This window comes from Alistipes sp. AM16-43 (assembly GCF_003435745.1).
In the GTDB taxonomy this organism is placed as follows: Bacteria; Bacteroidota; Bacteroidia; order Bacteroidales; family Rikenellaceae; genus Alistipes; species Alistipes onderdonkii.
The window spans coordinates 130,870-151,230 of sequence record NZ_QTUQ01000002.1 but is presented as its reverse complement, the minus strand read 5'-3'; the positions used below and the strand labels follow the sequence as shown (position 1 = coordinate 151,230).

Below are 20,361 nucleotides of genomic sequence, written 5' to 3'. Positions count from 1 at the left end.
GGTGCCTTGTATTTGTATATATTAAGGAAAGAAAGTATTTTTCCCATCGGATGCTTCCGCCCCGGGAAAGGTTGCGTCGGTTTTGCGGGATGGAATGATAAAGATTATAAAGTTCTCTAAAGGGTCGGCGCTATGGAATCGAGGGTGAAATGTGCGGTATGTGCGGTCGTGATGTGTCTGGTGTTGCGTGCAGGGAACGGTATGGAGCACAAATTCAGGTATTATACCGACAACAGCGGGTTGTCGTCGAATACCATCCAGTGCCTCTATCAGGATGACAAGGGGTATGTCTGGGTCGGCACGGCCGACGGCCTCGACCGGTTCAACTCCTACGATTTCACCAACTACCGCTCCGATTACCGCCGCCGCAATACGCTCGAAAACAACTGTATTTACAGTCTTTGCGGCGAAGGGTTCCCCAACGGCGACCGCATATGGGTCGGAACCAGCGACGGGGTCTATATTTTCGACTCGAAGGACGAGTCGTTCGTCCACCTGCCCATCCTGGGCAGCGATGGCCGGGAGCGCCGCAACCTGCTGGTCTATTCGCTTGCGGCGGACGTCGCGGGCAACATGTGGATCGGGACGCTCGGCGACGGCCTCTACCGTTACAGCCTCAAGAGCGGCACGTTCGAACACTATAACGCCGCGAAATACCCCGAAGCGTTCTCGTCCGACGTCATCGTGAAAATCCTGCTCGACCACGACAACAACATCTGGGTGGCTTCGGGCGGCGGTTCGCTGCTGAGCCGCTACAACCCCGAGAACAACCGTTTTTCGACCTTCCGGGTCGAGGACACGCTCACGCGCGAGCCGATCTCGCGTATCAGTACCATGTGCCAGGATTCCTTCGGCGACATCTGGATCGCAGGGTATGCCTGCGAGCTCTACAAGTTCGAACTTTCGCGGCTGACGTTCACCTGCAACCGCCCGGAGGACGGCGAGGCGTACGGCCGCGTGCGGAGCATGATCGAATACGCCCCGGGGATAATCATGCTCGGGACGGATCACGGCCTGGTGAATTTCAATACCAAGAACCGCAGTTTCGAGCATGTCGACAACGGTACGACCAACCGGAACGGACGGCTCAACGACAAATTCATCCACTCCATCCTCAAGGATCGTGACGGCGGCGTGTGGATCGGAACCTATTTCGGCGGCATCAACTACCTCTCGCCGCTCAGTTCGCTTTTCACGCTCATCGAGGCCGGCGAGGGGTGCGGGCATATCATCAGCAAATTCTGCGAGGATCCCGAGGGGAATATCTGGATCGGCAGCGACGACGGGGGGCTGAGCCTTTACAATCCGCGTACGGGCAGCTATACGCCCGTGGCGGTCGACCCGCGCGACCGGGCGCTCAACATCCATGCGCTCACCATCGACGGCGGATGGCTGTGGGTCGGGACGTATGGCGACGGGCTTTACCGCATCGACCTGCGCACGCGGCAGATGAAGCACTTCACGCAGGCCGGCACGGGACTCGACAATCTCGACGTCTATTCGGTTTTCCGCGATTCGCGGGGGCAGTTGTGGATCGGCACCAAAATGGGCATCTGTCGTTACGACGACGTTTCGCAGACCATCACGTGCGCATTCGGCCTGGGACATAACAGCGACGTGGTGGACATCTGCGAGGATGCCCGCGGGCACCTGTGGTTCGCGTCGCTGGGCAAGGGGTTGATCCGCTACGGGTTCGACGACGGCCGGTTCGCCCTCTGTTCGCACGATTCCGGGGGCGGGCTTTCCGATTTCGTGAGCTGCCTGGCCGTCGAGGGGGACAACCTGTGGATCGGCACCCACGGCTGCGGGCTTTGCCGTTACGACATCGCGGCCGACACGCTCTCCAGGGAGTTCGACATGCTGCCCTACGGCAACTGCGCCGTGTTCCAGATCGTGCAGAACGGCGGCGAACTGTGGCTCACGACCAACCGCGGGCTGCTGAAATACAGCCCCGGGAACGGCCCGCAGTCGATCTACAAGTTCACCTCCGACGACGGACTGCTGGCCAATATCTTCAATGCCAATTCGGGCATCAAGTCCTCGACCGGGCATATCTACATCGGCTGCAACAACGGCATCAACAAGTTCTATCCCTATGATTTCACGCGCCGCGAGAATTCGGCCAAGCTCAGCGTCGTCTTCCCCGATTTCAAGCTTTTCAACCGCAGCGTGCCCGTGGACGGCCGGCTGCTGTCCAATACCATCGACTGCCAGCGCTCGGTGCGCCTGCGCGGACGGAAGATGTCGTTCAGCCTCGATTTCATTGCGCTCAACTTCTCCTCGCCGCTAAGGACGGTCTACCGTTACCGGCTGGAGAACTTCGACGACAAATGGATCACCACCGGCCTGGACGAAGGGGCCGGGGTGCAGCATGTCTCCTACACCAACCTGCCGCCGAACCGTTACCGCTTCGTCGTGAGCGCCTCGACCGGCGGCGAGCAGTTCGGCGAGGAGGCCGTGGTCGAGATCCTCGTGCTGCCGCCGTGGTGGATGGCTCGCGCCATGATCGTGGCCTACGGCGTGCTGGCTCTGCTGGCCGTGGCGGGCGGCGGCCTGTGGCTGCGCCGCAGGATCGGCCGCGCGCACCGCGAACAGATCGCCTCGATCACCCGCAAGAACAAGCTCGACCTGCTCGAGGCCAAGGTGAGCCTCTTCACGGAGGTGGCCAACGAAATACGTACGCCCGTTGCGCTGATTGCCGCACCCGTCGAACAGATCGCCAAGCGCGCCGGGGATTTGCCCGGGTTGCGCGACGACGTGGACATCATCCGCAAGAACTGCGAGCGGCTGCGGACGCTGGTCGACCAGATCCTGAACCTGAAAAGCGCGGAGGAGGGCGAGCATGCCGCTTCCCGTGCCCCGGAGCGCGTCGACGTACGGGAGGTATTGCGGACGGTGGTCGCGGCGGTGGGGGATGCCGTCCCGCGGCGCGGCATCGCGGTGCACCTCGGGCTGCCCGGCGAAGCCCTCACGGCCGAGATGTGCTGCGACCACTTCTCGAAGATCGTGGGTCAGATACTCGGCAATGCCTACCAGTTCGCCGAGAGCCGCATCGACATAACGCTCGAAGGCCCCGGCGGAGAGGTGCCCGGCGATGTGTTCCGGGTGCGTGTCCGCGACGACGGCGCGGGGATAGACCGGGCGGAGAAAGCCCGGATATTCGAACCTTTCTATACGTCGGACAAGTGTGTCTCCGGCAGCGGGCTGGGGCTCGCCGTGGCGAAGAGCCTGGCGACCCGGATGGGCGCCGTGCTCGGGGTCGAAAGTGCCGTGGGGCAGTGGACGGAGTTTACGGTGACGGTTCCGCTCGGTGCACCCCGTCCCGTCCCCGGGTCGGATGGCGATTCCGGAGTGCCTGCCGGGCAGCCGGCCGTGGCGGCCGTGCAGCCCGAGGTGCAGAAGCGGCTGCCCGACATCCTGCTGGCCGAGGATAATGCCGACTTCGCGGACTTTTTCGTGCGGCATCTCTCCGGCAGCTATACGATCCATTGTGCGACGAACGGGCGGCAGGCGCTCGACCTGCTCCGAAGCCGGGGCATCGCGGCCGTTGTGAGCGACGTGGCGATGAAAGGGATGGACGGCGTGGCGCTCTGCGCGGCGATCCGCAACGACCCGGCGCTGGATCACCTCCCCGTGGTGCTGGTTTCGGTGGACTCCTCTTCGGCGGCGAAGGTGCGTGCGCTGGAGGCGGGTGCCGACGCCTACCTCGAAAAGCCGCTGTCGGTGGATTACCTCGACCGCCAAATCCGGGCACTTATCGACATTCGGGGCCGGTTGCGCCTGAAATTCTCGAAAATGCCCTACCTGGTCATGGACGGGGATGCGGCGAGCCCTTCGGGCAACCGTTTCATGGCGCAGGTGAACCAGTATGTCATGGACAACATCTCCAATTCGAACCTTTCGGTCGAGGATATCGCCGCAGCCGTGAATGTCAGCCGTACGCTCTTTTTCTCGCGCATCAAGTCGCTGACGGGCACTACGCCCAACGAGTTCCTGCGTTCCACGCGCCTCAGGGTGGCCGCCGAGCTGCTTTCCAAACCCAACGACCTGCGCGTCACGGAGATATGCTATATGGTGGGCTTCACTTCGACCTCCTATTTCGCCAAGTGCTTCCATGCGCAGTTCGGGATGCTGCCCACCGAATTCATGGAGAAATACCGCCGGGAATAGGCCGCCTCATCCCGCGGTCGAGGCGCAGCAGTACGAGCAGGAGCAGGGTCGTGGCCAGTTCGGCCGCCGGTACCGCGAGCCAGATCCCCGCCACGCCCGCCAGCCGCGGCAGTACGAGGAAACAGAAGGCCATCAGCACGATGCCCCGCAGCACGGTGAGGCCCGTCGCAAGCCGTCCGCGCTCGATGCTCTGGTAGTAGCCGATCGTGACGACGTTGATTCCGAAAAAGGGATACCCGGCGGCGAAGAGCGGCAGGCCGCGCACGGCGATTGCATAGGCCGGGGCGTCGGGCGTCAGGAACAGCCCCACGATCCACGGGCTGAACAGCCATGTGAACCCGAATACCGCCAGCCCGCAGGCGAACGCCGAGCCGAGTGCCATCGCGAACGCATCCCTGCCGCGCCGCATCAACCCTGCGCCGTAGTTGTAGCTGATGATCGGCTGTGCCGACTGGATGATGCCGTTGTAGACCATGAAGATGATCGGGAAGATGTAGCAGGCGATGCTGTACGCCGCCACGCCGTCCTTGCCGGTGTAGCGGATGAACGTGTAGTTACCCACGACCATCAGGCACGAAATGGCCAGCTCGCTCAGCAGCGCCGGGAACCCGATGTAGGTCATGTAGCCCAGATTGCGGGCTGTGAGGCGCAGGCTCTTGTAACTGGTTTTGAACTTCACGAAGTGCAGCGTGCGGCTGCTGCGCAGCATGTACCGCAGCATCACGCCCGAGCCTACGATATAGCCGATGCCCGTTGCGATGGCCGCGCCTGCGAGCCCCCACCCGAATTCGAAGATGAAGAGGTAGTCGAGTACGATGTTTATGCAGGCCGCCATGATGTTGCACGCCATGGCGAACCGGGGTGCGCCGTCGAGCCGCACGATGAACATCAGGATGTTGAAGACGGCCAGCGGCGCGAGGAAGAGCGTGAACCACACGAGGTATTCGCGCGCGGGAACCATCAGCTCGGGCGGCGTGCCCAACAGCAGCAGCAACGGTTTGTGGCAATGGATCAGCAGGGCGCTGAGCAGCGCGATCAGCAGGGCCGGTATGACCAGCGACTGCGTGATGTTGATCTGGGCCACGCGGCGTTTGCCCTGTGCCAGGTTCACCGACGCCACCACCGAGCCGCCCATGCCGAACATCAGCCCGAGCCCTGTGCCGAGCGTGAAGAGCGGGGCGGTGAGGTTGACTGCCGCCAGTGCGTCGCTGCCGATGCCGCGGCCTACGAATATCCCGTCGGTGATGACGAACACCGCCGAGAAGACCATCCCCATGACCGTGGGGAAAAGAAAGCGGCGGAAGAGTTTGCCGACCGCCGTGCCTTTGTAATCGATACTGTCGCGTAACATAGTTGCACCTCTTTTTTTTGAGGTGGTGCAAAAGTAAGGCATTCTGCGCCGGGAAAAGTTATCTTATGGTAATTTCCGTGTCATTTGACCCCGGCGCGGATGCGGCTCAGGCTTTGGGGTGTGAGGAAAAGGTAGGCCGCGAGGTCTTTCAGGGCGATGCGCTGCAGCAGCTGGGGGTATTCGCGCAACATGCGGCCGTACTGTTCGCGTTTGCCGCGCCAGGCGTAGTCGGCGAAATAGTCCTCGTGGCGGCGCAACTGCTCCTCGGCCATGCGCCGTCCCCAGTCGGCCAGTTCGGCGTTCCCGGCGAAAAGCTCGTCCATGCGGGCGCGGGGGATGCGTACCAGCGTCGTGGGCTCCATCGTTTCGATCGTCTGGCGCGATAAGCCGCCGGGCTGTGTGCCGAGCGTCGAGGTAGCCGGGTCGCCCTCGAACGAGAAGGAGAAGATGACGCACTTGTCCTCGCGCATGACATACGTGCGCACCGAACCCTCGGCCACGAAGCAGACGTCCGGGTCGCGCTGCCCCTCCTCGATGATGACCTCCTTGCGGGCGTGTTGCGTCAGCGTGGCGGATTGCATAAGCAGACCTGTGCCCTCGTCCGAGAGCGCGTAGCGTTCGGTCAGTATCCGTGCGAAATCCATGCGGCAAAGGTAGGCTTTTTTCCGCAAATGCGAAAAGGCCGCCTGTTCCGTCGCTGCCGGAAGGTTTTTTTGCCGGTTTGTCATGTCGGAATAGCAGGGTGTGTGACAATTTGTGACATTTTTTCATTTCCATACGGCTGGCACAGGATTTGACCTGTTACGGATGAAACCGCTCCGGAAGGGGCTGCGAAAGAAAATAAAGTTAAACCAAAATAAAACAAGGAGGACAAGATTATGACACCTGCAAGAACGAATCAAAACTGGCTGCCGAGCATTTTCAACGAATTTCTGGATAACAACTGGCTCGCCGAACGCCGCAACGCCACGGCTCCTGCCGTCAACATCATCGAAGACGAAGACGAGTACAAGGTGGAGGTCGCTGCTCCGGGCATGACCCGTGAGGATTTCAAAGTCCACATCAACGAGGACAACGAGCTGATCATCTCCCTGGAGAAGAAATCCGAAGAGAAGGAGGAGGACAAGAAGCACAAAGGTACCTACCTGCGCCGCGAATTCTCCTATACGCAGTTCCAGCAGAGCCTGCTGCTGCCCGACAACATCGAGCGCGAGAAAATTTCGGCCAGGGTCGAAAACGGCGTGATGACCATTGACATTCCCAAGAAGAAGGTCGAGGAACTGGCCGCCGCCACGCGCCAGATCGAAGTGAAATAGAGGCATGCGTAGCCCAGGTGAAATACTCCTGGGAGCAGAAACCCCGGATACGAATTCGTATCCGGGGTGTTTTTTCTGTCAGCCCGTATCTGTGGACAGACAGGGATCAGGCTGTTTTCAGAATGCCAGTATGCACCGGATCAAGTTGCTGTCATTGCCCTTATTGCTGCTGGCCACAATGCCGGACTTGAAATTTATGATTTTTGCCGTACGTCCGTCTTCTTCCGAAGCCGTCCAGTAGGTAATGTTGCTTAATTGGCTTGCAGACCCGATTGTCGCCAATCTTTCGTTGATCGCGAGGCTGTTGGCTGTGTCGGGTTCGTCCTCGTACCCGAGATCGTCGATATTCCCGTCGAAGACTCCCGTGCAAAGTAATGAGAGTTCTTTTACCGAGGGGGCGTACCAGTCGCTTGAATTTTCGGGCGCTTTGGTCTTGTCGCGATATTCCTGGACATAGGTTACGATTTCGACCTCCCACCATTCGTTGGCTTCGTCTGCATTGAATGCCTCGATGGCCTTGGTATTGTTATATCCCAGCATTTTATTGAGGTTGTCGTCCATTTTATAACCGGCGAGCAGGGAGGTATAGCCTGTGAGGTTGTTTCCGAGCCATGCGCTGACCGTCGCATCGTAATCGGAGTAATATGCCTGCCACGGACTGTCGGTTTCGTGCAGGGCTACAACCAATCCATGAGTACATCCGGGATGTTCCTGTCTCAGGATCGCATCGTCTTTCGTGGGATCGCCGACCCAGAATATAATTCCGATCGGGTCTTTCCCCGTTTCCAGGGCGGAGGAATAAGAGCCGTCGGAGTAGTAGTAATCGCCGATAGCAGGTGTGGAGGGACGGGCGGTTACCGTTATTTCGCACGTTGCCGTTTTTTCACCCGCTTTTGCTGTAATGACGGTTTTCCCCGCAGCAACGGCTGAAACCGTACCGTCGTTTACTGTGGCGACATCTGTTTTAGAGGAAGTCCAGGTGATGATTTTATCGTCCGTATTGTCCGGAAGCACGGTCGCTTTCAGGGTTACGGTTTCTCCGACCTGCATTTCATGGGTTTCCTTGTCCAACGTAACCGACTCTACGGGAATTCCCGTTACTGTTATCAGGCAGGTCGCCGATTTTTGACCGGCTTCGGCTGTGACGGTGGCTTTGCCGATGGCGATGGCTGTTACCTTACCCGTATTGTCTACCGAAACGCAGGTAATGTCCGACGAACTCCATGTTACTGTTTTATCCTCGGCATTTTCCGGTTTTACCGTTGCGGTAAGCGTTTCGGACTCGCCTTTATGCAGGCTGAGAGAGGACGTGTTCAAGGTTACGCCCGTAACGGCTACCGGATTTTTGGGATCATCGTTGTCCGAACAACCGACCAAAGTAATGGCTGACGTGATGGCCAGCATGAATAGTGTGGTTAATTTCATAATAGGATTGAATTTAAAAGTGACGATAGCAAAAATACGAAAAAAAGCTTAGCGGCACATGTAATGCGTCTATTTATTTCTATTGTAGAGCTAAATATGTTATTGCGGCCGGGATTTGGAAGTTCGATAATTTATTTTGTTTGATTTATATGACGTTGGTTATTAGCCATGTTACATCCGTTTTATAGCCCAAATGGCCCGGGGGAGGACAATTTTCGCGTAAATCCGCTATCTTTGGGGCATACGCGACAGCATACTAAACCGACGAACATGAAAGTAGGATTGTTCATACCCTGTTATATCAACGCCGTCTACCCCGGGGTGGGGCGTGCGTCGTACGAACTGCTCTCGCGGCTGGGCTGCGAGGTGGATTACCCTCTCGGACAGACCTGCTGCGGGCAGCCGATGGCCAATGCCGGGTTCGAGAAGGACGCCCGGGCGCTGGCCGCACATATGGATGCGCTTTTTGCGCAGTACGACTACGTGGTGGGGCCTTCGGCCAGTTGCGTGGTTTTCGTGCGCGAAGGCTATCCGCGGTTGTTGGACAATTACCGCGAGCACGCTTGTGTCGATTCGCGTATCTGGGAGATCTGCGAGTTCATCCACGACGTGGTGCGGCCCGCGAAGCTGGATGCACGTTTCCCGCACCGGGTGAGCGTGCACAACTCCTGCCACGGGGTGCGCAAAATGGGGCTGTCATCGCCCAGCGAGCTGAACGTGCCCTATATGTCGAAGCTGCGCGACCTGCTCTCGCTGGTCGGGGACATCGACATCGCCGAGCCGTCGCGCCGCGATGAATGCTGTGGTTTCGGCGGCATGTTCTCCGTCGAGGAGAACGCCGTGTCGGTCTGCATGGGGCGCGACAAGGTGCGCGACCACATGGCTACGGGTGCCGAATACATTACGGGTGCCGACTCTTCGTGCCTGATGCACATGCAGGGGGTTATCGACCACGACAAACTCCCGATCCGCACCATCCATGCCGTTGAAATCCTCAATTCGAAGTTATGAGCACCCACTCCAAAGCCGCCGCGAAATTCATCGCCGACGCCGAACGCACGGCGTGGCACGACAAGGCGCTTTACGCCGTACGCGAAAAGCGCGACAAGATGGCACGCACGGTGCCCGAATGGGAAGACCTGCGGCGCATGTCGTCCGAGATCAAGCGCCATACGCTGAGCCATCTGGGGCATTACCTCGAAGAGTTCGAACGCAACGCCACGGCCAACGGCATGGCGGTGCACTGGGCCGCCGATGCCGACGAGATGAACGCCACGGTGTGGCGCCTGGTGCAGGAGCACGGCGGGCGGAACCTCATCAAGAGCAAGTCGATGCTCTCCGAGGAGTGCGGGCTTACGCCCTACCTGCGCGAGCGGGGCGTCGATGCCGTCGAGAGCGACCTGGGCGAGCGGATCATGCAGTTGCTGGAGCTGCCGCCCAGCCACATCGTGCTGCCCGCCATCGGCGTACGCCGTGAGGAGGTCGGCGAGCTTTTCGAGCGCGAGTTCGGCACCGAGCACGGCAACAGCGATCCCACCTACCTGACGCACGAGGCTCGCCGCCAGTTGCGGCCCAAATTCCTGGGCGCCGACATCGCCATGACGGGCGTCAACTTCGCCGTGGCTTCCACGGGGACGCTGGCCGTCTGTACCAACGAGGGGAATGCCGACATGGGAACGTCGTTCCCCGACCTGCATATCGCCATCATGGGGCTGGAGAAGGTTATCCCCGACATGCGGGCGCTGGCGGTCTTCACGCGCCTCTTGGCGCGTTCGGGGACGGGGCAGCCCGTCACCTCCTACACGTCGCTCTACCGCAAGCCTGCACCAGGCAAACGGATACACGTCGTGATCGTGGACAACGGCCGCTCGGAGTGGCTGGCCGATGCCGCGCACCGCAACATGCTCAAATGCCTGCGTTGCGGTGCCTGCATGAATACCTGCCCCGTCTACCGGCGCTCGGGCGGCTATTCTTACTCCTATTTCATCCCCGGGCCGCTGGGCATCAACCTGTCGATGCTGCGTTCGCCGAAGCTCCACCACGGCAATGTCTCGGCCTGCTCGCTGTGCTACTCCTGCTCGGACGTATGCCCGGCGATGATCGACCTCGGGGAACAGATTTACGCATGGCGGCAGGAGTTGGCGCCCATGCATCTGGCCGACCCGGTAAAGAAACTGACGGTCAAAGGCATGGACTTCATCATGGGAGGGCGACGACGATTCTACGGCGGCATCGCGCTGGCCCGCGTCGCGGAGCATCTCCCGCACGCCGTGCTCAACAACCGGTCCAATCCGTGGAGCGCCCCGGGCCGCGACATGCCGCCGTTTGCCCCCAAGACGTTCAATGCCCTGTGGAAGCGGGGCGAGGTAAAATCCGGAAAAACGAGTAAAGATGAATAACAGCAAGGAAAACATACTGAAACGGATCGCCGCGGCGGGAATGCCCGAATACGCATACCCCGACTTCGGCTACGAACCCCAGCATTTCGACGACCCTGCGGCGATGTTCGCCCAGCGGCTCCGGGCGGCTGGGGGCGAGGCCGTATGGCTGGACGGGGCAACGACGCTCGATGAGGTCGTACGCCGCTGCTACCCCGATGCGAAGAGTGTCGCTTCGGCATTGCCCGAAGTGACCGTCGCCACGGTGAATCCCGACCGGGTCGAAGACCCGCGCGAGTTGGTCGACATAGACCTGGGGGTCGTTTCGGGGGCGTTCGGTGTCGCCGAGAACGGTGCCGTGTGGATCCCGCAGGACATCCGCCACAAGGCGCTCTATTTCGGCGCCACGGCGCTGATGGTCGTCATCCCGCGCGATGCGCTGGTCGATACGATGCACGAAGCCGTCGTGCGCCCCGAAGTCGGGGACTTCGCCTACGGGTGTTTCATGTCGGGCCCTTCGAAGACGGCCGACATCGAACAGGCGCTGGTGTTCGGCGCCCACGGGCCGATGTCCGTCACCGTCGTGCTGCGCTGACCGCCTGCCCCGGGAGCGGGGAGTACGCCGTGTGCCATGTGCCGGTCGGGATTTCCCGTACCTTTTTCTGCCGCGGCAGCCGGCCGTTTTCGCAGGCTTGTTTTTCCGGTGCGGATTTTTTACCTTTGCCGTATGACGACCGAACTTTGCGCCTACAGCGTCGAGGTGTGCGAGGCTGCCCGCCGTGCGGGTGTCACGCGCGTGGAATTGTGTGCCTCCCCTTACGAGGGCGGCACGACCCCTTCGGCTGCCGCCATCCGTATGGCGCGCCGTATCGGAGGGTTGCAGCTCAGCGTGATGGTGCGTCCCCGCGGCGGGGATTTCCTCTATTCCGATACCGAATTCCGCCAAATGCTCGAAGAGGTGCGCTTCGCCCGCGAATGTGGCGCCGACGGCGTGGTCTTCGGCGTGCTCACCCCCGACGGGCGGGTCGACGTGCAGCGTACGGCTGCCCTGGTCGCCGAGGCGGGGCCGATGCAGACCACCTTCCACCGGGCGTTCGACATGGCGTGCGACCTGGAGGAGGCGCTCGAAGCGGCGGTGGCTGCCGGATGCCGCCGGATCCTGACCTCGGGGGGCCGCAATACGGCCGTCGAAGGCATCGACACGCTGCGGGCGTTGGTGGCGCAGGCCGCCGGGCGCATCGAACTGATGGCCGGCAGCGGCGTCAACCCCTCGAATGTGCGGCAGCTGGCGGCCACGGGCGTCGATGCCGTGCATTTCAGCGCCCGCAGCGTGCGTCCGGGCGGCATGGTTTTCCGCAACCCGCATGTTTCGATGGGCGGCTGCGGCGATGTTTCCGAATACGATCTTCTTTGTGCCGACGAACGGCTCATCCGACAAATACTTACCCTGCTCGAACCATGAAACGCATCATCTTCCTTTTGCTGGGGGCGTGTCTCTGTGCCTGCGGCCGTTACGGCTGCGGTGTCCCCGCCGGATACGAACCGCTGCTGGATGCCGCGCTGGCTGGCTGCCCGCGCGCCGACAGCCTGCGGCAATTGCTGCGGCAAACTCCGCGCGAGCAGCGCGAAGGGATGGCCTTTCTGATCGCTCACATGCCCCGGGGCGACCGCGACACGATGCGCCTCGACCTGCTGCGCGAGAATGTGGAATATGCCTACCGTGCCCGCCGCGAATACCCGTGGACACGTGCGCTGCCCGATTCCGTCTTCCTGAACGAGGTGCTGCCCTATGCCGCCGTGGACGAGGTGCGCGACAGCTGGCGGGCGGATTTCTACCCGCGCTTCGCCCGGCGCGTGGCGCTTTGCCGCGACATCCGCGCGGCGATCGACTCCGTGAACCGGAATATCGCGGCCGACGTCGGGGTGGAGTACAACACCGCCCGCGAAAAGACCAACCAGAGCCCTGCCGAGTCGATGCGGCAGCATATGGCCTCCTGTACGGGGCTTTCGGTGCTGCTGGTCGACGCCCTGCGCGCGGCGGGAATCCCGGCGCGTTTCGCCGGGACTCCCGCGTGGCACGACGACCGCGGCAACCACAGCTGGGTCGAGGTATGGATCGGCGGCCGCTGGTATTTCACGGAATATTACCCCTCGGGGCTCGACCATGCCTGGTTCCTTTCGGATGCCGGGCGGGCGCTCGACGACCGTACGCACGGCATCTTCGCCGTGTCGTTCCGGCCCACCGGCGACTGGTTTCCGATGGTGTGGAGCGAGGACTCGCGTGAGGTGCACGGGGTCGATGTCTCGCAGCGTTACCGCGACCTCTATGCATCCTACGAACAGGCCCTCGTGGCGCAGGGAAGGCATACGACGGTGACTTTCGTGATGTACGACAGTGCGGCGCACGAAGGGCGCTCGGACGCCCGCGTGGCGGCCAATGTCGATGTCTTCTGCGGTGCCGAGCAAATGGGCGGAGGCCGTACGGCCGGGCCGAGGCAGGACATGAACGATGCGTTGAGGTTCCTGCTGGAAAAAGGCAAGTCCTATACGTTCCGCTACGAGAACGCCCGCGGCGAAACGACGGAGGTCACGGCCGAGGTGGGCGATGCCCCGCTGACCGTTACGGGATATATGCGATAGCGCCGTTAGCTGCGTCCTTTTCATCCGGGAATCCCACCCTTTCCCGCTTCTCCGCCGATGGTGCGGGACGGGCTGTCGGCCTGCTCCCCAAAAATGGAAATCACCCCTGCCGGAGATAACTCGGGTGGGGGTGAAATCGTAAGAACCGGGCTTGTCGGACAGCACTTTCCGTCAGGGCTGCTTTTCCGTATCCGTGCCGGACACTTCGGCCCGGAAGCCGATGTCGATCCGGTCGGTCAGCAGGCTCGGAATCGGTACGAGCCCTGTGTGCGGGGCGTGTCCGAGTTCCATATGCAGGATGGGGTAGGGCCGGCCCGACGGGTCGGTCGCGTCGCGCCCGGCGGTGCGGAATCCCATCCGTTCGTAGAAACCCGCGGCCTGCGGGTTCTGCTCGTTGACGTCGACCCGCCGCACGCCGCAGTGCCGTGTGACGTGGTTCACGAGTTGCCGGCCGAATCCCTTGCCCCGCATTCCGGGGGCGACGAACAGCATTTCGAGCATATCGCCGGCGACGCCTGCGAAGGCGGTGAACCCGCCGAACTCGTTTGTCCGGCTGTCGCGTCCTGTTTCGCCCGTTTGGCCTGTCGCGGTCGATCCCCTGTTCCCGTCCGCCCCGTCTGTCCCGTCTGTCCCGCCAGACCCGCAGGCCCGGTCTGTCCTGTCGTCGGTGTCCCGTATGACATACAGGTCTACGGCCGGAAGCGCTTCGTTGCGAACCATCTGCCGGAAGAAGGGGATGTCCTCCTCGCTGAGGAAATCGTGCGTCGCCCGCACGGAGGCCTCCCAGAGGGCGGTCAGTGCGTCCAGCTCTGCGGGCGAGGGTTGTGTGAGGTGTTCGATCATGTTGCAATAAGGGTTATAATAAGGTTACGGGCGGTTTCCGCCGCGTGAAGTTCCGGGCGAGGGCTGCTGCAAAAGGCGTGCGGAATGTGCGGGCACCGAAGGCGCACCCTTTCACGCAGGCGCAGCAGCGGATGCAGCGTGCCGGGTCGGTGTGCAGCTCGTCGCCGCGTGCGATGGCCTGCGTGGGGCACAGTGCGACGCAGCGGCCGCATTGCGTGCAGCGTGCGGCATCTCCCTCGGGCAGCAGGACGACGGGGTGGCGTTTCTGCCGGCGGCGGTATCCCAGTACGAACCGGATGAAGCGCAGCTTCGGGAGGAGCGGCGTACGCGGTTCGCGCAGTTTCGTGGGGTCGATGGGGACAAGGGCGCCCGTTGCGGGGGCCTTGGCTGCATCCATGCTGCCGGTTTGGGTTGCCCGGGTGGTTGCTGCGGTGTCGGATGCCGTTTCCGGGTTCCTGCCAGGGGAAGGCCTTGTTTTCGCTAATTTTTCGCGCACCTGAGCCCCGAATGCCGTGGCGGCAGCCAGATCCCGTGCGTCGGGGCGTCCCTGTGCGATCGGGGTTTCGGGTGTGCTGTACGAATGCTCGCCGACGAATGCCCCTGCCGCTACGGGCACGAATCCCCGTCCCGCGACGAACGAGGCGAGTTCTGCGACGGCCGTGCCGAACGAGCGGTTGCCGTAGACGGCCAGGACGACGGCCGGGGTGCCTTCGCCGCGGATCTCCCGCAGGCGTTCCAGGGCTGCGGGCGCCACGTGCCCTCCGTAAACCGGCACGGCGAATATGGCGACGGCTTCGCCCGGCAGCGGGGCGGGGTACCCGGCGGGATGGGTCAGGTCGATGGCCGTGACTGTCGGTTCCCCGTGCATGCTTTTCGTTTCGCCCCTGTTTCCGGCGGCAGGTTCCGGTGCCGCCGCCGCTGCGGAGCCCGCTCCCGGGACTTGCCCGGAAGAGGGTGCCTGCGCTGCGTCCGCGTTGTGTCCGGCGGACTCTTCTGTGGCTGTCCCTTCCGTTTCTGTCATCCCCTGCGCCACGGCCGCGGCGATTTTCCGCGATGTCCCGGTAGGCGAGAAAAAGAGGGTGTAAATGCTTGTCGTTTTCATGTTCCCGGCAGATTTTTTTCGGTGTAAAGATAGCGTTTTTCCGGCTGAATTTTTATATTTGTCCGGAAACCTGTAAAATTGAGAAGAGATGACTATGAAGATTTTTGCATGTGCGGCCTTGCTGCTTGCGTCATGCGGCGGCACGCAGACGGCCGGGGAGCAGGCACAGACCCCCGAAACGAAGACCGCGGTGAAGCACGGGCCGGAGATCGCACTCCTGAAGCCCGACCCGAAATCGGGCATGACGGTCAACGAAGCGTTGCAGAACCGCCGCTCCTCGCGTGAATATGCTCCCGAAGCCCTTTCGCTCGAGGAGTTGTCGGGCGTGATGTGGGCGGCCGGCGGCATCAACCGCCCGCAGGACGGACGGCTCACGGCACCTTCGGCACTGGCGTTGTATCCCATCCGCATTTATGCGTTTTTCCCCGAGGGCGTTTACCGTTACGATGCCAAGGGGCAGAAACTGGTGCGTGTGGCGGAAGGCGACCGCCGGAGCGTCGCAGGGGCACAGCCGTTCGTGTTCACGGCGCCGCTCAACCTGGCTTATGTGGCCGACATGTCGGTCTATGAAGGTAAGAATATTCCTGCCGGGCATGTCCGCTACCTTTGCGGGCAGGATGCCGCGGGCTATGCCGAAAACGTCAACCTCTACACCGCGGGCCATGGCCTGAAGTCGATCACGCGCGGCAGTGCCCCCGAGGCCGAGCTGCTCGAGACCCTCGGCCTTGACCCCGGCCGCTACTTCCTTGCGCTGGTGCAGACGGTGGGCAAATAGCGGTGTGCCCCTGGAATGGAAAAGGGACGGCTTTTAGGCCGTCCCTTTTTTATTTGTCCGCAGATGCGGCTAAGGCCGGTCGGATGGCGCGCCCCGGCTTTGGTTCGGTCACGGCCTTTCGCCCGGGTTGTCCCGGGCGCGTTCCCCGGTGTTGTCCTGAAGACCGTTTCCGGCTGTTCCGTCCTTAGTCTGCCGAAAGCGTCTCCTTTGCCGCATCCCGGCCGTCGGGTTCCTCCAGCGGGACGATATAGAATCCGCGTCCCGGTGTCCACTCCACGCAGAAAAGTTTTTCCGCATCGGGGTATCCCGCCTGCCGGAGGTGGCGCAGGAGCCACCGCTTGCCCTTGCCGCTGCGTTCGAGTGCGTCTTCCATGACCTTGCCCCCGTTGACGAGCAGGTACGATTCTGGCGGTTCGTTGCGGCGCGATATGGTTATCCGTCCGTTGGTTTCGAAACGCACGTCGTCGACGTCGAACATCGAGAAGATGCCGTTTTCGCGCAGCATGGTGCGGAACTGTTCCATTTCGAGCCCGTTGCGGCGGAATTCGCGCATCACCAGCCGGCGGTCGCGGACGAGCATCACCGAGTCGCCCTTGATCGCCCTGCGGATGCGGTGGAAGCGCATCAGGTAGCGCAGCGAGACGTTGGCCGCCGTCCACACCGCGAAGGCGAATACCAGATACCATACCGGGGTGTCGGGGTTGTAGATTACGCCGCCGACCAGCGCCCCGAGTACGAACGAGTTTACCGAATCGAGGGGTGTGAGCTGTGCCATCTGGGTCTTCCCCGATATGCGCAGGAAAAAGATCACGCCCAGCATTCCGACCAGCAGTTTGATGGCGATGGATAGATACATGGTGTGCAGGTTTTATTTTTCCGTTTCCCCTCAGCCTGCAAATTCCGCGCAAATCCGGAAAAACCTGCCCGGGCGGTGAGGAGCCCGTCCTGCGAATAGCGTGGTACGGCCGTATCTCCGGCCGCCTTCCTCGGGGGCTAAAGGCCGTATTCCGCGGCGTAACGCCACAGGGGTGCGGCCATCAGCGCCTGCCGGATGCGGCCGCTTTCGAGCAGCTCGCGAACCTCGGCGCCCGAGAACAGATGTACGCGGATGTCCTCCGTAGCATCGAGGTGCTGTTCGCTCAGGCGTTCCACGCCCGTCGCCAGGTAGCAGTACGTCAGGTTGTTCTGCGTCGAGGGGTTGGGCGCCACGACCATTAGCTCGCGCCACTGGCCGCCGCCGTACCCCGTCTCCTCGGCCAGTTCGCGCTGTGCCGCGGCCAGCATCGAGGCATCGTCGGGCTCGGCCACGCCCGCCGGGATTTCATAGTCCGTTTCGCCCAGCCCGTGGCGGTATTGGTCGATAAAGACGAATTTCCCCTCTTTCGTAATGGCGATGACGTTCACCCAGTCGGGATATTCGAAGACGTAGTAGTCGGGTATGAGGCGCCCATCGGGCAGTTCGATGCTCTCGTGGCGTACCGTAAACCAGGGTTTGCGGGCGAGGTATTCGCTGGTGAGAACTTTCCAGTTGCGTTTTTTCGGATTTTCCATGGCGGCGTCTTACTTGTCGGATGCAAAAATAGCGAAAAATAGTTATCTTTGTAACATCCGAAAAAAAACATCCATGTTGTCCCAGAACGAACGAAAGCGTATTATCGCCCTCATCAACCGCGAAGTGGTGCCCGCCATCGGGTGTACCGAACCCATCGCCGTGGCGCTGTGCACGGCGCGTGCCGCCGAACTGCTCGGCTCGCGTCCCGAAAAGGTCGCCGTGCGCCTGAGCGCCAATATCCTCAAAAACGCCATGGGCGTTGGGATCCCCGGTACGGGGATGATCGGCCTGCCGATCGCCGTGGCGCTCGGGGCGCTCGTCGGCCGTTCGGAGTACCGGCTGGAAGTGCTGCGCGATGTGACGCCCGAAGCCGTTGCGCAGGGCCGCCGGTATATCGACGAAAAGCGCGTATGTATCGACCTGAAGCAGGGTATCGCCGAGAAACTCTATATCGAGGTCGAGGCCCGGGGCGCCGGGCACTGTGCCACGGCGGTGATCGCGGGCGGCCATACCTCGTTCGTATACCTCGAGCGCGACGGCGAGGTGACGCTCGACAAACGTACGGCCTCGGCGGCCGAAGAGGATGGGGGCGAAGTACCCCTCACGCTGCACCGCGTGTGGGAGTTCGCCACGACGGCGCCCCTCGACGAACTGCGCTTCATCCTCGAAACACGCCGCCTGAACAAGGCCGCCGCCGAGCAGGCTTTCGCCGGGGAGTTCGGCCACTGCGTAGGGCGTACGCTCCGTTGCGAGCGCGAACGGAAGATTATGGGCGACAGCATTTTCTCGCGGATACTGTCCTACACCTCCGCGGCGTGCGACGCCCGCATGGCCGGGGCGATGATCCCCGTGATGAGCAACTCGGGAAGCGGCAACCAGGGCATCGCGGCGACGCTTCCCGTGGTGGTCTACGCCGAGCAGACCGCCGCCACCGAGGAGCAGACGATCCGTGCGCTGGTGCTGAGCCACCTCACGGTGATCTATATCAAGCAGAGCCTCGGCCGCCTGTCGGCCCTGTGCGGCTGCGTGGTGGCCGCCACGGGGTCGAGCTGCGGCATTACCTACCTGATGGGCGGCGACTACGGGCAGGTCGCGGCGGCGGTGAAAAACATGATCGCCAACCTTACGGGCATGATTTGTGACGGAGCCAAGCCGAGTTGCTCCATGAAGCTCACGAGCGGCGTCTCGACCGCCGTGATCTCGGCCATGATGGCGATGGACGGCCATTGCGTGACGCCCGTCGAGGGAATCATCGAAGAGGATGTCGACAAGTGCATCCGCAACCTCACGGCCATCGGCCGCGACGGCATGAACGAGACCGACAGGGTCGTACTGGGAATAATGACACATAAATGCTGACTATGAATAAACTGACCATGAAAATGAGGCTCTTTGCGGCGTTCCTGCTGCTCGGCCTCTGGGGCGCCACGGCCCAGACCGCCCGTGAGCAGATCGCCGCCATGCCCGAACGCGCGGGCGGGATTTACCACTCGTACGAGTACCTGCCCGGCCCCGCCGTACCCGCCCCGAAGGGCTATGTTCCCTTTTACATCAGCCACTATGGCCGCCACGGCAGCCGTTGGCATACTTCGGAAAAGATCTATGCCGAGCCGCTGGGGATCCTGCGCAAAGCCGACTCGGCCGGGGTGCTGACCCCCAAAGGGCGCGACCTGCTGGCTAAGGTCGAAGTCATCGCAGCCGATGCCCGGGATCGTTACGGCGACCTCTCGCCCCGCGGCGTGGCGGAACACCGGGGCATCGCCGAACGCATGTATAAGGCCTATCCCGAGGTCTTTTCGACCGAGGACGGCCGCGAATGCTTTGTCCAGAGCCGTTCGACGCTCGTGCCGCGCTGCATCCTGAGCATGGCGGCCTTCAACGAGCGTCTCAAGGAGCTGAACCCCGAAATCCGGATGACCCGCGAATCGAGCCAGCGCTACATCCCTTATATGAGCAACGGCGCAGGGTTGAATTCCCAGCGAAAGGCATCCGGTGCCGTGGCCGACAGCCTGCAGGATGCCCGCACGCATCCCGCCCGTCTGATGGCGTCGCTCTTCTCCGACCCCGCCTTCGTGGAACGCGAGGTGAAAAGGCCGGCGAAACTGATGAACCAGCTGTTGGCGCAGGCCGCCATCATGCAGGACGTCGAATACCTGGGCATCTCGCTCTACGACCTCTTCACCGAGGAGGAGATATACGCCGCCTGGGAAGCCGAGAATTTCCGCCGCTACGTGATGTTCGGCCCGTCGAAGCGTTTCGGCGACCCGATCATCGCCGATGCCAAGCCCCTGTTGCGCAATATCGTGGAGACTGCCGAACGGGTCGTCGCGGGGGAGGAGAACCTCTCGGCTTCGCTGCGTTTCGGCCACGACGTGAACGTCATTCCGCTGGTGGCGCTCCTGGGCGTCAGGGAGGCTTCCGGGCGCGTATGGACGGCCGAGGAAGCTGCCGGGGTGTGGCAGATACACCGCGTATCGCCCATGGCGACCAACGTGCAGTTCATCTTCTTCCGCAACCCCGAGACCGGCGACGTGCGGGTGCGGGTGCTGCACAACGAGCGCGATGCCGAACTGCCGGTCGGCGGTGGCCCCTATTATCCCTGGGAGACCCTGCGCGACTACTGCAAGTCGCTCTATGAATGACATGCCCCGGTGCCGGGCATAAAAATAAAGGGGCTGCCCGCCGGTTCTCGGAATTAAAATCACCCTCGTCAGAAGCATCTCTGACGAGGGTGATTTTTTAACCGGCTTGTCGGGCAATCTTTTCCGCGGCCTTTCCGGGGTGGACGCCGATAGTCCCCTCTTTGGGG

At 62.0% G+C, this 20,361-nt stretch carries 17 protein-coding genes; 10 read left to right on the top strand and 7 right to left on the bottom strand.

Annotated features, from left to right (window positions below; genetic code table 11):
• Nucleotides 1–132: 132 nt before the first annotated feature.
• Complete coding sequence (locus DW189_RS03885) at nucleotides 133–4,170, top strand: two-component regulator propeller domain-containing protein (protein ID WP_232045505.1); 4,038 nt, start codon at nucleotides 133–135, stop codon at nucleotides 4,168–4,170.
• Here DW189_RS03885 and DW189_RS03880 read toward each other — a convergent pair.
• Together DW189_RS03880 and DW189_RS03875 are read right to left on the bottom strand one after the other, a co-directional pair.
• Nucleotides 4,145–5,521, bottom strand: coding sequence for an MATE family efflux transporter (locus DW189_RS03880; protein WP_117506941.1), 1,377 nt, complete (start codon nucleotides 5,519–5,521; stop codon nucleotides 4,145–4,147). The genes DW189_RS03885 and DW189_RS03880 overlap by 26 nt on opposite strands.
• Before the next feature lie 80 nt (nucleotides 5,522–5,601).
• Nucleotides 5,602–6,165: a Crp/Fnr family transcriptional regulator gene (locus DW189_RS03875; protein WP_117507184.1), complete on the bottom strand. Its 564-nt coding sequence runs from the start codon at nucleotides 6,163–6,165 to the stop codon at nucleotides 5,602–5,604.
• A 234-nt stretch (nucleotides 6,166–6,399) separates the two neighbouring features.
• Here DW189_RS03875 and DW189_RS03870 point away from each other — a divergent pair, with 234 nt between their 5' ends.
• Nucleotides 6,400–6,837, top strand: a complete 438-nt coding sequence (locus DW189_RS03870; RefSeq protein ID WP_117506940.1) for an Hsp20/alpha crystallin family protein — start codon at nucleotides 6,400–6,402, stop codon at nucleotides 6,835–6,837.
• Nucleotides 6,838–6,954: 117 nt separating this feature from the next.
• Here the strand turns inward: DW189_RS03870 and DW189_RS03865 are convergent, their stop codons facing one another.
• The gene (locus tag DW189_RS03865; RefSeq protein WP_117506939.1) at nucleotides 6,955–8,262 is read right to left on the bottom strand and encodes an Ig-like domain-containing protein; all 1,308 of its coding nucleotides are present in this window, start codon (nucleotides 8,260–8,262) and stop codon (nucleotides 6,955–6,957) included.
• Between the two features lie 270 nt (nucleotides 8,263–8,532).
• On the opposite strand from DW189_RS03865, the gene DW189_RS03860 reads away from it, so the two are divergent.
• From DW189_RS03860 to DW189_RS03840, 5 genes are all read left to right on the top strand, one after another.
• Nucleotides 8,533–9,273 carry a (Fe-S)-binding protein gene (locus tag DW189_RS03860; protein ID WP_117506938.1) on the top strand — a complete coding sequence of 247 codons (741 nt, stop codon included), beginning with the start codon at nucleotides 8,533–8,535 and terminating at the stop codon, nucleotides 9,271–9,273.
• Complete coding sequence (locus DW189_RS03855; RefSeq protein WP_117506937.1) at nucleotides 9,270–10,661, top strand: lactate utilization protein B; 1,392 nt, start codon at nucleotides 9,270–9,272, stop codon at nucleotides 10,659–10,661. Before DW189_RS03860 ends, DW189_RS03855 begins: the two co-directional genes overlap by 4 nt.
• The gene (locus DW189_RS03850; protein WP_117506936.1) at nucleotides 10,654–11,235 is read left to right on the top strand and encodes a lactate utilization protein C; all 582 of its coding nucleotides are present in this window, start codon (nucleotides 10,654–10,656) and stop codon (nucleotides 11,233–11,235) included. Before DW189_RS03855 ends, DW189_RS03850 begins: the two co-directional genes overlap by 8 nt.
• 132 nt (nucleotides 11,236–11,367) lie before the next feature.
• Nucleotides 11,368–12,102, top strand: a complete 735-nt coding sequence (locus DW189_RS03845; RefSeq protein WP_117506935.1) for a copper homeostasis protein CutC — start codon at nucleotides 11,368–11,370, stop codon at nucleotides 12,100–12,102.
• Entirely contained in the window at nucleotides 12,099–13,280 is a 1,182-nt protein-coding gene (locus tag DW189_RS03840) for a transglutaminase-like domain-containing protein (protein WP_022332835.1), read from the top strand. Before DW189_RS03845 ends, DW189_RS03840 begins: the two co-directional genes overlap by 4 nt.
• Before the next feature lie 171 nt (nucleotides 13,281–13,451).
• Here the strand turns inward: DW189_RS03840 and DW189_RS03835 are convergent, their stop codons facing one another.
• Together DW189_RS03835 and DW189_RS03830 are read right to left on the bottom strand one after the other, a co-directional pair.
• Nucleotides 13,452–14,123: a GNAT family N-acetyltransferase gene (locus DW189_RS03835; RefSeq protein WP_117506934.1), complete on the bottom strand. Its 672-nt coding sequence runs from the start codon at nucleotides 14,121–14,123 to the stop codon at nucleotides 13,452–13,454.
• A 13-nt stretch (nucleotides 14,124–14,136) separates the two neighbouring features.
• Nucleotides 14,137–15,225 (bottom strand): 4Fe-4S dicluster domain-containing protein, encoded by a 1,089-nt coding sequence (locus DW189_RS03830; protein WP_117506933.1) that lies wholly within the window; start codon nucleotides 15,223–15,225, stop codon nucleotides 14,137–14,139.
• Between the two features lie 88 nt (nucleotides 15,226–15,313).
• Here DW189_RS03830 and DW189_RS03825 point away from each other — a divergent pair, with 88 nt between their 5' ends.
• On the top strand, nucleotides 15,314–16,000 hold the full coding sequence (locus DW189_RS03825; RefSeq protein ID WP_117506932.1) for a SagB/ThcOx family dehydrogenase: 687 nt from the start codon (nucleotides 15,314–15,316) through the stop codon (nucleotides 15,998–16,000).
• A 184-nt stretch (nucleotides 16,001–16,184) separates the two neighbouring features.
• Here the strand turns inward: DW189_RS03825 and DW189_RS03820 are convergent, their stop codons facing one another.
• A complete protein-coding gene (locus DW189_RS03820; RefSeq protein ID WP_018694929.1) occupies nucleotides 16,185–16,856 on the bottom strand; it encodes a DUF421 domain-containing protein in 672 nt (223 codons plus the stop codon).
• A gap of 137 nt (nucleotides 16,857–16,993) precedes the next feature.
• Nucleotides 16,994–17,551 carry an NUDIX hydrolase gene (locus DW189_RS03815; RefSeq protein WP_117506931.1) on the bottom strand — a complete coding sequence of 186 codons (558 nt, stop codon included), beginning with the start codon at nucleotides 17,549–17,551 and terminating at the stop codon, nucleotides 16,994–16,996.
• Nucleotides 17,552–17,624: 73 nt separating this feature from the next.
• Here DW189_RS03815 and DW189_RS03810 point away from each other — a divergent pair, with 73 nt between their 5' ends.
• Nucleotides 17,625–18,911, top strand: coding sequence for a serine dehydratase subunit alpha family protein (locus DW189_RS03810; protein WP_117506930.1), 1,287 nt, complete (start codon nucleotides 17,625–17,627; stop codon nucleotides 18,909–18,911).
• Nucleotides 18,905–20,194, top strand: coding sequence for a histidine-type phosphatase (locus DW189_RS03805; RefSeq protein WP_174760547.1), 1,290 nt, complete (start codon nucleotides 18,905–18,907; stop codon nucleotides 20,192–20,194). The genes DW189_RS03810 and DW189_RS03805 overlap by 7 nt, the downstream gene beginning before the upstream one ends.
• The last annotated feature ends 167 nt before the right edge of the window (nucleotides 20,195–20,361 follow it).